Raw genomic sequence first — 17,008 nt, 5'->3', positions numbered from 1 at the left:
ATTAGGTAAATCACACTATACACTCCAGAATTACTGAAGAAAGTTGAAGGAGATGTTAAGCTGAAAATTATAGCGCGAACATTTACTCCTGTCTTAAAGGTGGTGAATTTAAGAAACCACTACTAACGAAATATAAGAAGTATTTATCAAATAGTTTAACATCCATTGGTGGACAAACAATTGCAGAATCTGCCAATCCATTGAGGGTATTTTGATAGTCATAATCAACTGTATTTTGATACAACTCCATGATTGTCAAAGAATCTTGATAGACTTTTTCAGACATCATCGATAAAAGCGGATGTAAAGCATTTTCCTGAGAGTGCCTGAAACTTGCAATTAGCTCATCTTTCCACTGAGTATATGGTAACTTCTTGAGTTGGTAGCCATAAGAACAAATAACCTCAAAAAGCTCGATGAGTGGAATATTTTGGTCTGGTGGCGGTACTATATGGAAAGCTTTTCCTAGAGATTCTTGCTTTTTGGATAAATGGACAATTGCTCTGCTGGCATAATCCACAGGAATCATTTCTTCTTTTTGATCTATGAGTTCAGGATAACTACCAAGCTGTATGCATCCTTTAATAACTCTAGGCACATAAGCATCTTTTGTATGAGCAATACCTGTTTTGCTATCTCCCATGAGAAATCCTGTTCTGAAGATGCTAACAGGTATTCCCCTGGACTTGGCAACCCATACAAGATTTTCGGCTACCCATTTGGTTTGAGAATAGCCGAGATCCAAAGCAACATAGTCTTTACAAAGCTGGATATCGTCATCTTCGTAAACTAGTTTTTGTCCTGTAAAATGGTTGATTGCACCAAAAACAGCAACAGTAGAAATGTAATGCATTGGTTTAATTTTGCCCATACAAGCTAATCTGAGAACTTCTTGAGTTCCGATAACATTGGGTTCCTTGATTGCAGGGTATGGTTTAGCAAAATTCACTTGGGCAGCACTGTGATAAATAGCATCAATTTGCAAACCCAATTTTTCAAACTGTTCAATAGGAAGACCCAAACATGGCTGTTCTAAGTCTCCCGGAATTGCAATTACATTAGAGCTAAAATTTGGGTGATGAAGGGAATATTTTTCTAGGTTTTGTTGAATCTTTTCTAACCCTTCATGCTCGTTCGGGGAGCGCACTAGGCAGTATATTTTTGCTTGAGTTTGATGTAGCAGTTCATCAATTAAAAAAGCCCCCAAAAAGCCTGTAGCTCCTGTGAGAAAAACATGACGCAATTCATCGACCTGAACAACAGTCCTTCCTTGAGCATCGATGGCGGGATCGAGTACTACCTCAGATTTTAGATCGATCGCACTGGTTAAAGCAGAAGCGCCATCTCGACGCACTGTCTCTATTACCTGAGCCAGCGCTTCTATGGTGGATTTTTCAAACAAGCTTTTTAGAGGTAAATCTACTTGAAAGGTTTCTCTCACCAAAAAAATCAACCTAGATGCTAGTAGGGAATTACCGCCAAGCTCAAAGAAATTATCGTGAATCCCAACTTCTGCGATCGCTAAAACTCGGCGCCAAATTTCAGCCATTTGTGACTCAATCAGAGTACGAGGTGCGACAAATTTTGCTTCCAAATCGCTTCTATCCAATTCAGGCTCTGGTAGACTGCGAATATCTATATTGCCGTTGTATACTCGCTTAGTTTGCCGATCGCTAGGGAATGTTAACAGGGGTAAGTTGGAAATTGTCTGGTCTGGGTTAGAGACAATACTCTGTACTAGAGTAGAAAAATTTTCCACCATCAGAGCGATCGTCTCAGCTTTAAATAGGTCAGTATTATATTCCAAGTTGCCAGATATCCCTGCTGCTGTCTCGCGCAGTTCCAGGTATAGATCGAACTTGGATGTCCCGTTATCAATTTCCAGACGGTTCATTGTCAATCCGGGAACAGTCAGCTTAGGTCTTGGGGTATTCTGAAGATGAAACATCACTGAAATTAGTGGATTCTGGTTCAAGCCTCGCTCGATTTGTAGAGCATCAACTAGCTTCTCAAACGGTAAGTCTTGGTGAGTATAACCCGATAAAGCTACTTCCCGGACTCGGCCTAACAACTGCCGGAAACTTGGAGAGTCAGACAAGTTGGTTCGCAATACCAAAGTATTGAGCAAAAACCCAATTAGCCCTTCTAATTCAGAACGGTGGCGATCGCTTATCGGAGCGCCTACTAAAATGTCTTCTTGCCCTGTGTAGCGAAATAGGAGTGTCTGGAATGCTGCCAACAAGGTCATAAACAAGGTAGTACTCTCTTGGCGCGAGAGAACATTGAGGGCATCTGTTAGGGATTTGGGGATAACGACCGATTGACGCGCACCCTGATATGTTGGCTCTAATGGTCGTGGATAATCGGTGGGCAATTCTAATATAGGTAGACTGCCACTCAAATGTTGCTGCCAATAAACAAGCTTATTATTTAATATTTCACCTTGTAGCGACTGCCGTTGCCAAGCTGCAAAGTCTGCATACTGAATAGCTAAGTTAGGAAGAGTAGAGGGGTTGCCAGTGGAAAAAGCTTGATAGAGAGTTGACAGTTCCTCGAACAAAACACTTAAAGACCAATCATCACAAAGAATGTGGTGTAGGTTGAGGAGGAATATATGTTCCTCTGAACTCAATTGCAGCAATGTTGTTCGTAGCAATGGTCCTTGAACTAAATTGAAAGGACGTTGGGCTTCTTTAAGTACGATCTGATGGACTTGAGATTCTTGCTCGTCTGGAGACAGCCCTTGGAGATTCACCACTAAGAGTTTGATGGGAAAAGTTGAGTGGATGACCTGTATGGGTTGTCCGTTCAAACTGGAATATGTAGTTCGTAGGACTTCATGACGTTTGATAATTTCATTCAAGCTCTGCTCTAATATTGTGGCGTTGAGTACACCTTTGAGGCGAAAGGCTTCGGGAACATTGTAAAAAGCATGATTGGGTACTAACTGGTCAATAAACCACAACCGTTCTTGCCCAAAAGAAAGCGGTAAATCGCCATCGCGCCCAATAGATTGTATTGGCACAGAACATCCTATGTTTTCCTGTTGTGCTTGTATGATGCTTTGGGCTATTTCAGAGATGGTGGGCGCTTCAAAGAAATGCCGCATTGATAACTCAACTTGAAAGATATCGCGGATACGGCAGAGGATCTGAAAGGCTAGTAAGGAATGTCCTCCCAACGCTAAGAAATTGTCATGAACGCCAATGTTTTTTAGACCCAATACAGTAGACCAAATTTCTGCTACTCGTTCCTCAATAGGAGTGCGAGGAGCAACAAACTTCTCATTTGCATTCAAAGTTTGAACGGGTGCTGGGAGCGCCTTACGATCGACTTTTCCGTTAGCTGTTAAGGGTAAAGCACTCAATTGCACAAAGCGAGAAGGGATCATGTAGTCAGGCAATTTCTGTTTGATAAAACGGCGTAAATTACCAACATTCGTGTCTGATGATTCGGGCTTGAGAACTACGTAAGCTACTAGGCGTTGGTCGCCAGGGGAAAATTCTTTAGCAATCACTACAACTTCTTGCACATCAGGATGTTGCCACAGTGCAGTTTCAATATCTCCTAGCTCAATCCGGAAGCCGCGAATCTTTACTTGTTGGTCAATGCGCCCAATATACTCAATGTTGCCTTCTGGTAAGTAACGAGCTAAATCCCCAGTTTTATATAATTTACTCCCTCCTGCCTTCTGCCTCACTTCAGCTACGCTCAGTGACCGCCTGCCTCCTGCCTCCTCAAAAGGGTTGGGAATAAATCGCTGATCTGTCAGTTCTGGACGGTTGAGATAGCCTCTAGCTAGTCCCTCGCCGCCAATATATAGTTCTCCAGAAACACCTGTGGGGACTATCTGCATTTGTTCGTCCAACAAAAGACAGTATGTGTTGGTTATCGGACGACCGATAGTCACACTGCTATCACCTTTGTTAACTAAGGCAAATGTGGAATAGGTTGTATCTTCTGTAGGGCCGTATAGATTAAAGACTTTTTGAATATTGTCCAACGTATATATCTGCTGCACCAAACGATTTTGTAGAGGTTCGCCGGCTAAGTTAACGATGCGAACAGAAGCGGGTATACCTTGAATTCTGAGTAACTCTGCGATCGCAGATGGCACTGTATTGATGAGAGTGACTTCTTGAGCGGCAAGTAAGGTAGGTAAATACAAGGCATTTTCTGCCAAAATCACCTTACCACCCAAACTGAGGGGAACAAATATTTCAAAAACTGAGAGATCGAAGCAAATAGATGTTGCTGCTAGCACTCCAGCTAGATCCTCTGTTGTAAAAACTTCTTTTGCCCAATGCAACAGAGCGACTGTGCTGTGATGTTCAATAGCTACCCCTTTCGGTTTACCAGTCGAACCGGAGGTGTAAATGACATAAGACAGGTTTTTATCTGTCGCTAGACAGGTTAGATTCTCCTGACTTTGTTGAGTAATTGCCTCTTTATCGTTATCTAGACAAACTATATGGGCCTGATGCTCTGGAAGCTTTGAAAGTAAATTTTGTTGTGTCAGCAGTATCGATAACTGTGAGTCCTCTAGCATTAAAGCTAGGCGCTCTGAGGGATAGGCTGGATCTAAGGGGACATAAGCTCCGCCTGCTTTGAGGATGGCTAATAGTCCAACAATCATTTCTAGCGATCGCTCTAGGAAAATGCCAACTAAAACCTCTGGTTTGACATTCAGGGTTTGTAGATAGTGCGCTAGTTGATTAGCTCGCTGGTTAAGTTCTTGATAAGAAATTTGTTTGTCTTCAAAAATCACCGCAATTTGCTCAGGTGTTTTTTCTACTTGATATTCAAACAACTGATTGATACATATATTACTTACGTAAGCTGCTGGATTTTCATGCCATTCCAGAAGCAGCTGGTCTACTTCTATCTTGGGTAAACTGAGGTCTTGTTGAGAACTTTCAGTAGAATTTTTCACGGTAAATTAGTAGTTTTTAATACTACTAAACTATTCTAAAATACTTAAATTGGCTAGTCACAATGAAAAGTTTTTACGCTGAAGTTGACACATATCAGCAATGCTGTGCCCCTACCGCGTGGTCTATTTACCTGAAAATAGCTGTAAGATATAGCCTTGGCTCTGACTGGTTAAGAGCCTCCAGGCTCTTAACCCATTCTGGAAGGCTCCGCCTCCAGAGACTTCTTGGCATTTGTAGGGAAAAGGGTAAAGGGTAAAGGGGAAAGAAGAAACCTTTAACCTTTACCCTTTAACCTTTTCCCAAATCCAATTCCGAGTTAAAAATCCACAAAGCGTGCAGTATTGTAAAGGTATGGAATTTTTTCAAACCCAGTAACCTTTCCCCAACCGGAAAGCAAAAGTAACTTTTGCAAGATGTCTAATAGATAGGGAGAACAATCTCAAATTCAGTTCCCTCAGTGGGCTGAGAACGCACAGTTAAAGTACCGCGATGTTGTTGGATAATGGAATAGCAGACAAATAAGCCCAAACCTTGACCGCGACCAATGGGTTTTGTAGTGAAAAACGGTTCAAAAATTCGCTCTTGCAGATTTACAGGAATGCTACTATCTGTATTGGCGATCGCAATTCGTAACCATTCACGATCTATCACTCCAGTACGAATCCGAATTTCTGGGTGTTGGCTGCTTTGGGGATTATCTCGAATCGCATCAATGGCATTGTTAATCAGATTTAGGAAGACTTGATTCAACTGGCTAGGATAACAAGTCACCAGAGGTAGATTGCCATACTCCTTAATGACACGCACTTCGGGTTGATTTTCAGAAGCTTGTAAGCGATGTTGCAAAATTAACAGCGTACTTTCAATCCCACTGTGTAAATCTACAGCTTTGATTTCGGCTTCATCTAAGCGAGCAAAGTTGCGTAAACTCTGGACAATTTTGCTGATGCGATCGCTACCAATCTTCATAGATTCTAAGGTTTGATTAGCATCTTTAAACAGAAAATCAAGCTCAATTTCTTCCTTCATCGCTTGAATAGCTGGATTAGGTTGGGGATATTCTTGCTGATAAAGCATCAGCAAACGCATCATATCTTGAATGTAATTTTCTGTATGGGTGAGATTACCCTTAATAAAATTAACTGGATTGTTAATTTCGTGAGCAATACCAGCTACCAATTGACCGAGGGATGACATTTTTTCGCTATGAATTAATTGTCCTTGAGTTTGCTGCAATTTTTTCAAGGTCTGCTCTAAATCTTGGGCTTTTTGGTTGAGAGCTTGGGTTTTGTGTTCTACCTCTGCTTCTAGGGTGTAAGAATAGTTTTCGGTTTGTTGATACAAACGAGCATTTTCCACAGAGATAGCGGCTTGACTAGTTAGGAGTTGGAGAATCTCGATGCGCTCGCTGGTAAAAGCGCCTAAAATTAAGTTGTTCTCCAGGTACAAAATACCGATGAGTTTTCCTTGGCGACTAATGGGAGTACATAAAACTGATTTGGGCTGGTGAGCGATTGTGTAGCGATCGCTGGCAAATTGCACTGCTGTACTCAAGTCTTCAAACACAGCCGTCTCTTGAGTTCTTGCTACTGCATAAATCAAACTTTGGGGAATTTCTGAGTATTGCTCCAGGGGAATTTCTAAAGTTTTTACCAGTTCTCGATCGGCTTGAGCTACAACTAACCATTGTTCCTCTTGGCGAAGAACCAAATGACCGATTTGGGCGCCAGCATTGGCGATCGCGATCTGCATCAAGGTTGCCAACAGTTTCTCTAATTCAATTTCTTGAGAGATGGCTTGTGCGGCTTTCATCACCGCTTGTAAATCTAAGTATAAATTTTGGTTGCTAGAACTTTTAGTTACACTTTTCATCAAAGTTAAGGGGATGGTTGCCGTAGATGTGATAGCAAGATTAGGCGATTGGAGAATGGCTGTTAGTAGTTGCGGATATTGTTCTTCTAAATGGGCAACTTTCGCCTTTGCACCCCAATGGGCGTAGCAGTAGTAGGCTTGTTGCATATAGTCTGCGGCCAGCTTCTCTTTGCCCCAAGCTAGGTAGAATTTGGCGGCCAGCTCATTGCTGAGTGCTTCTTCTTGGATGTAGTCGTTTTCTTTTGCCCCCTGAATGGCTTTTTTATAGTAAGTGATTGCGTCTAAATGACCTAAAATTTTTGCCCGCTCTGCTTCAACTAAATCGTATTTATGTTGATGATTGGCAGGAGCGTGAAAAGCCCATTGACTCATCAATTTCTGGTTTTCTGCAACTTTTTCTAGTGCCGATTGTTGCTCTGCTTCATTGCCATTTGAACAGGTAGCCAAAAGAGCGAGGGAGTAATAGAAATTATGTTCGGCAAACTGCAAGAAGCCAACCATGTTTCCCAGGTATTTTTCAGCTTCTTGAGCATGGATAAGTGCCTGCTGATAGTCTTCAAAGATGAACAGAAGAATGGTCTTTGCCAGATGGAGCAGGAACAAGAGAGTTCCGTTTTGAGTTTCAATTAAAATCGGCAGCATTTTTTGCTCGTCGAAACTCTCTCCAACTAGTATTAAGGGATCTTCTGCTGCTCCCATCAAATTCAACACCAGCTGACGACAAATCTGGCTGAAATAAATTTGATATTCTTGTTTGAATTTCAACAACAGATCGATGTATTTTTGCTGTTGCTGATTTACCTGCTCCAGTGCTTCACCGATGAAGAAAAGATAGTTACAGTAGGAGGCGGCGTTGTAGCAGGCATACTCTACATCACCCATTTCTAATCCAACCTGAATAGCTTCACGTAAAGGAGCGATGGTTTTCCGAGCGGGTTCTTGCCAGTGGCGCACAAACACATCAAAAATGTTAATTACTTTTGCATACAATTTCCTGTCGTTGAAGCGCTCCAGCAATTTTAATCCTAATTGTCCAAACCGATAGCCTTTTTCAATTCCGGTTGGGGTACCACATAAAACCAGGCCATAGAAAGTGTAGCCAAATGCTGAAAATGCCGAATTGCCAAATTGAATCGATAGGTTCACTAGTGTGTAAGCAATCGGTGGTAACAACTCTGGTTTAGCGTTCAGGCTGGGAGTGACCATTGCGATCGCAATTCGCATGGCTGCTAACTTGTGCGGATCGAGCATCTCTGGAAGGTTAATTAAATCCTCGATCGCTAACTCCTGTGGAGGTTCTTTAAACAGCGGTTCGCCCAAAAATTCCAGCACTTGCAGACAGATGTCGATTGCTGCCAGCATTTGATTCTGAGCAATGTAGAAATAGATTTTGATTTCATACATCTTCACCTTTTGCAGCAAATCCTGGGCGTGCTGAAGAACAATTTCTGAAAGTCGTTCTGCCTGCTCGAAATGGGCAGTCAGGTACTCAATTTCAGCCGCTTCTGTATAAAGGGCAAGGGTCAGGTCGTAACGATCTGACCAACCGTTTTCTGGGAGCGCTGCCAGCCCTGCTGTGAAGTATTTATTTGCCATTTCATAGGCGGTTGCTGCCTTGGCTTTTTGTCCTGCAAGCAGGTTCAGTTGAGCTAGATCCAATTCTTGCAGCCTGGAGATTTCGTCACCATTTTGTGCATTCAACAATCCAGGAGAACTTTTTTGAGATGTCAATTTCAGACCGTAGTTCAATTGATTGACAATTTCAAAAATTTTCCCTTCTCGCTCTGCTTCCGGCGTATTTGCCCACAGTTGTTGTCCAATTTGGAAGTGGATAGACTGTTTTCGATCTTCTGGAATCAGACTATAAGCAGTTTGTTGGACGCGATCGTGCAAGAATTTATAAGGAACGACAATCTCACCACCGCGATCGATATGGTCTGAGTTATTTGATTGGAAGAACTTGTAGGTTTCGCTAATGGGGAGAATCAGCCCTTCTTGTAACGCCGTCCATAGGTTGGTCGCTATATCAATAAGTGATTTTTCAGAGACCATTGCCAAGGTCTTCAAATCAAATTGGTTGCCAATACAAGCCGCCAGTTTCAAAAGCTCCTGTGTATCCACCGGAAGTTTTTGTAACTGCAATGCCATGAACTCTACCACTCCATCGGTCAATGCCAACTGCCGCACCGAAGCCAGATCGCATTGCCAGTAACCCAGTTCTGGCTGGAACTGAATGCAACCCTCTTCGTGCAGTGCTTTGAGAAACTGCGTTGTAAAAAAGGGATTCCCTTTGGTTTTCTGATATACCAATTGCGTCAGGGGTTGAGCCAGTTCATTAGGACAACTTAAGGTGTCTGCCACCAATTGATTCACCGTTATTTCGGACAAGGGTTGCAGGGCAATGGTATTGACGGTAGCTTGGGCTTGCTGAATCTGTTCCAGCGTTAGTATCAAGGGATGAGTCGGAAAAACTTCATTATCTCGATAAGCACCCAGAATGAGTAAATATCCAGAATTGGCTTCACCGATCAATAATTGCAGTAAATTCAGAGATGCCGAGTCTGCCCATTGCAAGTCATCTAGAAACATCACTAGCGGATGCTCAGGGGTGGTGAAAACCTCGATAAATTTCTGAAATAGCAAATTAAAACGATTTTGGGCAGCATTACCAGATAGTTCTGGGACTGGCGGCTGTTGACCGATAATTCGCTCTAGTTCCGGGATCACATCAACAATTGCTTGTCCGTTTTCACCTACAGCAACCAAAATTTTCGCTTTCCACGCCGCCAATTGGACATTACTCTCACTCAGCAGTTGTCCCATCAGATCGCGAAAGGCTTGCATAAAGCCACTAAACGGAATATTACGCTGAAACTGATCGTACTTGCCTTTGATGAAGTAACCGCGTTGTCTGACAATCGGTTTATGGACTTCATTGATCGCCACAGTTTTACCAATCCCGGAAAATCCTGCTACTAGCATCATTTCTGAACTGCCATTAGCGACGCGCTCAAAAGCTTTGAGCAAGGTTGTAACTTCTGTGTTTCGCCCATAGAGTTTTTCGGGGATAATGAAGCGATCGCACACATCCCGTTGTCCCAAGACAAAGGTTTCTATTCTACCCGTTGCTTTCCATTGATTGAGACAGCATTCTAAGTCATATTTCAAACCCAAGGCGCTTTGATACCGATCTTCGGCATTTTTCGCCATTAACTTCAATACTATCTCTGAGGCGATCGCGGGAATTTCTGGATTAATACTGTGTGGAGCGAGTGGCAGCTTGGCTAAATGACAGTGTACTAACTCCATCGGATCGTTGGATTGAAAGGGTAATTGTCCAGTCAAAAGTTCGTACAATGTCACCCCTAAAGCATAGAAATCACTGCGGTAATCAATGCCGCGATTCATTCGTCCGGTTTGCTCTGGGGAAAGATAGGCAAGGGTTCCTTCCAACACATTCGGATTTTGGATTTCCTGGGTTTCGCGGGGGAGGAGGGAGGCAATGCTGAAGTCAATCAGCTTGACTTGTTGTGATTCTGGATGAATCAGAATGTTGGCAGGTTTGATATCTTTGTGGATGACTCGATGCTGGCAGACTTCATGGAGAATATCAGCAATTTGTCGGGCTATTTCTAAAAATTCCTCTAAAGATAGGGAATAATTTTGGGTATAATCCCGTAGGGAAATGCCGCCAAAGTCTTCCATTACTAAGGCATAGCTGTTAGCGTATGCTTCTAGGCTCAATGGGTGGATTATGCCAGGAATGTTGAGATTTTTGGTAATTGCATACTCGTTACGAAACTGTAATAACTCGTTAAAGTTGGGGTAGTCTTGCCGTAATAGTTTAATCACCACCGGACGCTGACTTGACTCCTGCACTGCTCGATAAACTATTGTCTGAGAACCTGCATATAGCTGCTTAACAATGGCATAACCAGGGATATACGGCAATGGATTTGAATCGGGGATTGCTGCCAGCGTCGTCATAGGGTCAAGTTAAAATTTTGAGAAGAAGTTGATAATTTTAATATTTCCCAAGAATTTGGCAGAATAAACATTCCGTAACTTGTATACATAATTAATTGAGCCACAATTAGGCAAAATTCAATACTGCTTGCACCAAGATTGTCAATGACAGTTATATCAACAACTATGCGAACAGTTAGTGTAGTATTTCTAGATTCAAAAGAGAGCAATGCGATTTTGTGAGACGATCCACCTAGAGAGCGATCGCTAATCAACTCTTATGTATAAATTGAATAAAGTGTGGCAATTTCTTCAAAAGCTTCATCCAAAATTGCCACTATCAGGAATGGTCAAAAATAACAAACCATACTCAATCCTTAATCTTCAGGTTGTGATGATTTTGGATGCTTCTGCAATTTTCAAACTGTGGTAATTTTGGATGTTTCCGCAATAGCTTCAACTTGTATCAACGGCGCTTTTTCTTCAAATATGGCTAAGTCAAACCAAAAAGTGGTGCCAATGCCGACTTCACTCACTAGATGAACTTTACTACGATGTCTGTCGATGATATTTCTAACAATCGATAAACCTAAACCCGTACCTTCTAGGGTGTGAACTCGGTTTTCTACGCGGAAAAAGCGTTCAAAAATTGAGTGTTGATCTTCTGTGGCGATGCCAATTCCAGTATCGGAAATTTCAATCCGCACTGGTACAGATTCGGTGTGACTGGGGTTGAAATCTAGTTGGTAGGCGCGGATTGCTACTTTACCACCGGCTTTGGTGAATTTAAGCGCATTACCAATCAGGTTGCCAAACACTTGTACTAATAGATCGTAATTACCTAATACTAGCGGCAAATTAGGGGCAACTTCCTGAACAAGTTCAACACCTTTATCTTTGGCATTGAGTTGGTAAGTACGCAGGGTTTGCTCGATCGCTTGGGCTAAATCTACGCCATCAAAGCTGTAGTTGCGACCAGATTCGAGTTTTGATAAATCCAAAACATCGTTAACTAGGCGGGTGAGGCGATCGGTTTCATGGTTGACTGTTTGCAGAAACTCTTGCCGTTCTTGTAAAGCCAAGTCTTCGCCGTAGTCGTGCAGGGTTTCAATATAAGTTTTAATGTTAAATAGAGGCGTTCGCAGTTCGTGAGAAACGTTGCTGATAAATTGACTTTTTGCCTCGTTTAGTTCGACTTCACGGGTTATATCTTGAATAGTAATCGCAATACCTTTGATGCTTTCTCTTTGCAGGTTGAGTACTGTAGTCAAAAGAATGCGGATCGTCCGTGGGGTGGGTTGGTTAATAAAAATTCGGAATTCGGCGCTTTCGCATTCGCCTACTGCCATTTCGTACAAAGGACGGGTGATTTCGATTTGTACTGATGCTGGCAAGTGATGCAAGACATTGCAACCGACTACATTAGCGGCTTCCCAGCCAAAAATTCGCTCTGCTGTGGGGTTGACTAAAATCACCTGCATGTTGTTGTCAATCAACACAGCACCATCTGCGATCGTGGAAACTAAAGTTTCTAGCTTGGCTTTTTCTGCGGTTAGTTCTTCAATGTTCTGTTCTTCATAGCGCTCTAATCGCTCTGCCATCTCATTAAAGCTGAAAATTAATTCTCCTAGTTCGCCGCCTAAAGGTAAATTAATCCGCTGCTTAAAATTCCCGGTAGCAATTTGCTTTACCCCCACCAGTAGTTCTTTAATCGGCTTGGTGATGGTCAAAGCGTTAATCACTCCTGCCAAAATCACCATTACCCAAATTGTGATAAAAACGGCAATGGTGACATCGCGGGTAAAATTGGTAGAGATAACAGCGGTTTGATTGGGGTTGAACCCGATCGCTAATACACCTAAGTATTTTTTATTGACAATCAGGGGAATAAATACATCGGTGACTGTCCCATCTGGGGTTGTGTGTTGCCGCACCATCGGCTTTTCCCCATCACCAGGATAATCTTCTGGCAGTTGTATCCGCCGTTTAATGGTAAGGGAATTTTCTACCTCGGCTTCCCAAAAAGGAATGCCAAAAAAGATTTCCCCGTTTTCATCGGCATAAAGCATATAACGCACGCTAGAGGTGCTGCTATAGAAACGTTGAGAAAATCGGGCGACCTCGGTGAGATTATTGTCCGCGACCAGGGGGGCAACGTTGGCAGCAAGCAGCAGCCCCAAATCACGACCAAAGCGGGTATCATTCATCTGCGCATCCTGCTGAATTGTATTTACAGCCCAGAAGGTTAAACCACTCATCACCAACGAAACTACCATTGTGGCCACAGCCAGCAGTTTAGTTTGGAGAGTGAACTCCGACCACCAACTTGCGATCGCATCTCGAATTGATTTGAACAGACTTAGCATCTTAAATAAAGTTGTTAGTAGTCTTTGTTATAAAGCCCAACAACTTAAAAATTAACAGTTAATTTGACAAATATGTTAGGGAAATGGGGAATGAGGCATCCCTTCTCTGCGAGACGCTACGCGAACGGCTTCGCTCAGGGCAAGTGGGCATTGAGCAAAACAGTTCCAAGTTCCAAGTAACATAAGTGAGATTACCAATTCAGCACTGGCTCAACGCCCTGCACTCAGCACTCCTGAAGGGTATTAGGCATTAGTTTAACTTTCTCTCTCCTGTTTTCCTCAAACCCCAACAACTAAAAAATTAGCGATCGCTAGGATGCTACTGCAAAATCTGTGTACTGCCGCATTTTAGGCTCATGGAATGCCAAAACTATATCTTCTTTGGCAACACCTGCACCAACTAGGTCAGTTGCGATTCCATCTTCAGTCCAATCTTCCTCAATCCAGAATTTGCCATCTCGAATCCGAACGTAGACAGTCATACCAGTAATGCGTTCGCCATTTTGCCAACCAAGGTTCATCCAAATATAGTGACCCTTTGGCTCATCGATAATTAAGAATCTTTCGATGTCTCGGTTAGAACGACGGTTGCATAGTTCTACGTACTCAGTAAGGATACGCTTAATTATCTGGGGATACTCAGTTAATTTATCCATTAACCACTTTATGCCCTATATCTCTTCGGTAATACATTCCCTGAAACTGGATATGTTGGATACTAGCGTAGGCTTGAGCGATCGCTTGCTCAAAATTTTCTCCGATTCCGGTCACATTTAATACTCGACCCCCGTCTGTGACTATTTCTTGTTGCTGGTTCAATTTCGTACCTGCATGAAATACAGTTGCTCCTGCTGCTTCTGCCTGCTCAATGCCAGTAATCACCTGGCCTTTTTGATATTCTCCTGGATAACCACCGGAAGCGGCAACGACAGTCGCAGATGCTCCCCCTTTCCAAGCAATGGGCGGCAATTCACTTAAGCGCTGCTGTACGCAAGCTAGAATCAATTCTTCTAGGGGTGTTTCTAACAGTGGTAAAATCACCTGGGTTTCGGGATCGCCAAAGCGACAGTTAAATTCCAAAACCTTCAAATCGCCATCGGGTGCAATCATTAACCCAGCATACAGCACGCCTCGGTAATCAATGCCTTTAGCTCTTAAGGTGGCGATCGCTCTTTCTAATACTTCTGTTTGAATGCGTGCCATCAACTCTGGTGTAGCGATGGGTGCGGGGCTGTATGCTCCCATCCCGCCAGTATTTTCGCCTGTATCGCCGTCACCAATCCGCTTATGATCTTGCGCTGGTAACAAGGGTCTAATTGTTAACCCATCAGTCAATGCTAAAACTGATACTTCTTGCCCAATCAAACATTCTTCAATGACGACAAACTCACCAGCACTGCCAAATTGCCCTTGAAAAATTGCATCAATGGCACTTTCTGCTTGTGTAACTGTTTCAGCCACCGTTACACCCTTACCAGCCGCCAAGCCATCAGCTTTAACAACAATGGGCGCTCCCTGAGATTTGACGTAAGATTTTGCTGCCGCAGCTTCCGTAAATACCGCAGCCCGTGCCGTTGGAATCCCTGCTTCTTGCATCAGGGCTTTTGCCCAAGCTTTACTCGCTTCAATTTGCGCTCCGGCTCTGACTGGGCCAAATACCATCAATCCTTTGTTTTGGAGGTAATCTGTGATTCCCTTAGATAGGGGAACTTCTGGGCCAACTATTACCAGAGTTATGCCATGTTCTAGAGCATATCGGCTCATTCCCTCAAAATCGTCTACTGCTAAGGGCAAGTTCTGGCAACGTTCCATACTTGCCGTCCCCCCATTCCCTGGTACACAGATGACTTGCTCAATTTGCTTAGATTGCAACAGTTTCCACGCCAGAGCGTGTTCGCGCCCTCCATTACCAACGACTAAAACTTTCACTGATTTCCTCGTGCGTCCCTTGCAAAATGAGAATACCTTAACTGCTCTCGCGGATCAATTTTTTCATCAATTTTCACACTTGTGCAAGTTTCTGATGATTTAGTATACCTCTTGTAAAAGTCCCCTAAAATTCTACTCCCCTTAATTCCCCCGATATATTGAGCTACGGTGTACACACAAACCCTGGATTTACCCCCCTTAGTCCCCCCTTATAAAGGGGGGAAATAAGAAATCTTGTTCCCTCCCCTTTACAAGGGGAGGGTTAGGGTGGGGTAAAACCTTGGGTTTTTCAGCTATTTTAGTTATTGAATTCCAACTGCATTTATTTTAAAAATTAAATTTAACTAATTAGTAAAATTTTAGTTTTTATTATTAGTAATTACTCCATCAAGTTCATAACACATTTTTAGCATAAATGTATTAGTTTAATTATCTTTTATGCTGATATAATTCAACCTATCTATAAAATAATCTTCAATTAATAACCGATTTTTGATTATAATTATTAACCTGTGAATATCGCGGTTAATCAGGATAGAAAAAATCGGCAACATGGCTAAAATTATCGTTACTGGAGTCGCAGGCTTTATTGGTTCTCATCTTGCAGAAACATTGCTACAACAAGGAAACGAAGTAATCGGGATTGATGAATTCAATGATTATTACGATCCGATGTTAAAGCGAAACAATGTTGCACACTTGTATCGTTTACCTAGTTTTGCATTAATTGAAGGAGATATGCAGTTTTTAGATTGGCAGAAACTCCTAAAAGATGTTGATGTAGTTTACCATCAAGCGGCACAAGCAGGGGTCAGAGCAAGTTGGGGTAAAGCTTTTCGAGGCTATACAGAACGAAATGTTAACGCTACACAAGTTTTGCTGGAAGCAGCTAAGGATGCTAAACACTTAAAAAGGTTAGTGTTTGCCTCTTCATCTAGTGTATATGGTGATGCAGAAACATTACCTACCCACGAGAAAATTTGTCCTCAACCGGTTTCTCCTTACGGCATTACCAAGCTAGCAGCAGAGTTTTTGTGTGAACTGTATTACAAAAACTTTGGTGTACCTTGTGTGACATTGCGCTATTTCACAGTTTATGGCCCCAAACAGCGCCCAGATATGGCATTTCATAAATTTTTTCAATCCATTTTGCACGATGAGGCGATTCCTATTTACGGCGATGGCCAGCAAACGCGGGAGTTTACCTTTGTTAGTGATATCGTCGCCGCTAATTTAGCCGCCGCTACCGCAGCCGAAGCAGTGGGAGAAATCTTTAATATCGGTGGTGGGAGCAGGGTGGTTTTAGCAGAAGTTTTAAATACGATTGAAGAAATTGTTGGGAAGCCAATCAAAAGAAACCACATTGAAAAAGCGATGGGAGACGCGCGCCACACGGCTGCTGATGTATCTAAAGCACAGAAAATTCTTGGATATCAGCCGCAAGTCTCTCTAAAAGAGGGTTTGACGCAGGAATGGGAGTGGGTGAAATCTTTGTATTCCCTGTCTTCCTAATTTTCCTGATTCTCTTTATCTGTTTAACCGTTTTGTCCTTATAGCAAGGGACTGGGGACTGGGGACTGGGGACTGGGTGAAAAGCCTTTTTGTGTCTAAGTTTTATCGTCTGTTGATGTCCTAACCACCTTGACTGTTGCTTTAACTGATAGTCAAAACAACACCTTGGCGTGTAGCACGCTTGCGTAGGCGTAGCCCGTCGTAGACATCGCTTTTACGAGTACCCCCAGCCATCTGATACTCATGGCTATTATTACCATATTTATGAGCAACACCACGCAAAATTTTCTCAGAATAGTCTGCTAAATCCTGTTCATTTTCGACGAGCTGGGTTAGTAAGACATCAATAGTAGAGAGGGTGGTATTGTATGCTTCTAGTAGTCTACCAAGGTAACTTTGCTAAGTAAAACCTCTAATTGGTAAAATAGC

General features: G+C 42.7%; 7 protein-coding genes. 1 reads left to right on the top strand and 6 read right to left on the bottom strand.

Annotated elements, in window-relative coordinates:
- Positions 1–82: 82 nt before the first annotated feature.
- From RMZ42_RS20030 to purD, 5 genes are all read right to left on the bottom strand, one after another.
- Positions 83–4,933 carry a non-ribosomal peptide synthetase gene (locus tag RMZ42_RS20030; RefSeq protein ID WP_322673045.1) on the bottom strand — a complete coding sequence of 1,617 codons (4,851 nt, stop codon included), beginning with the start codon at positions 4,931–4,933 and terminating at the stop codon, positions 83–85.
- 418 nt (positions 4,934–5,351) lie between these two features.
- Complete coding sequence (locus RMZ42_RS20025; RefSeq protein WP_322673044.1) at positions 5,352–10,793, bottom strand: AAA family ATPase; 5,442 nt, start codon at positions 10,791–10,793, stop codon at positions 5,352–5,354.
- Between the two features lie 398 nt (positions 10,794–11,191).
- Complete coding sequence (nblS, locus tag RMZ42_RS20020; protein ID WP_322673043.1) at positions 11,192–13,138, bottom strand: two-component system sensor histidine kinase NblS; 1,947 nt, start codon at positions 13,136–13,138, stop codon at positions 11,192–11,194.
- A gap of 311 nt (positions 13,139–13,449) precedes the next feature.
- Positions 13,450–13,794: a XisI protein gene (locus RMZ42_RS20015; protein WP_322673042.1), complete on the bottom strand. Its 345-nt coding sequence runs from the start codon at positions 13,792–13,794 to the stop codon at positions 13,450–13,452.
- Entirely contained in the window at positions 13,787–15,067 is a 1,281-nt protein-coding gene (gene purD, locus RMZ42_RS20010) for a phosphoribosylamine--glycine ligase (RefSeq protein ID WP_322673041.1), read from the bottom strand. The genes RMZ42_RS20015 and purD overlap by 8 nt, the downstream gene beginning before the upstream one ends.
- Before the next feature lie 552 nt (positions 15,068–15,619).
- On the opposite strand from purD, the gene RMZ42_RS20005 reads away from it, so the two are divergent.
- Positions 15,620–16,579 (top strand): NAD-dependent epimerase/dehydratase family protein, encoded by a 960-nt coding sequence (locus RMZ42_RS20005; protein ID WP_322673040.1) that lies wholly within the window; start codon positions 15,620–15,622, stop codon positions 16,577–16,579.
- Between the two features lie 141 nt (positions 16,580–16,720).
- Here RMZ42_RS20005 and RMZ42_RS20000 read toward each other — a convergent pair whose 3' ends face one another.
- Positions 16,721–16,861 (bottom strand): hypothetical protein, encoded by a 141-nt coding sequence (locus RMZ42_RS20000; RefSeq protein WP_322673039.1) that lies wholly within the window; start codon positions 16,859–16,861, stop codon positions 16,721–16,723.
- Positions 16,862–17,008 lie beyond the last annotated feature (147 nt).

It is taken from the genome of Nostoc sp. DedQUE05 (genome assembly GCF_034530955.1).
Lineage (GTDB): Bacteria > Cyanobacteriota > Cyanobacteriia > Cyanobacteriales > Nostocaceae > Nostoc.
This window is presented reverse-complemented; position numbering and strand designations above follow the sequence as displayed.

Bases quoted from the DNA above. Each gene is read 5' to 3' on its own strand.
- RMZ42_RS20005 (WP_322673040.1), top strand. From the start codon at position 15,620: ATGGCTAAAATTATCGTTACTGGAGTCGCAGGCTTTATTGGTTCTCAT.
- RMZ42_RS20025 (WP_322673044.1), bottom strand. From the start codon at position 10,793: ATGACGACGCTGGCAGCAATCCCCGATTCAAATCCATTGCCGTATATC.
- nblS (WP_322673043.1), bottom strand. From the start codon at position 13,138: ATGCTAAGTCTGTTCAAATCAATTCGAGATGCGATCGCAAGTTGGTGG.
- RMZ42_RS20015 (WP_322673042.1), bottom strand. From the start codon at position 13,794: ATGGATAAATTAACTGAGTATCCCCAGATAATTAAGCGTATCCTTACT.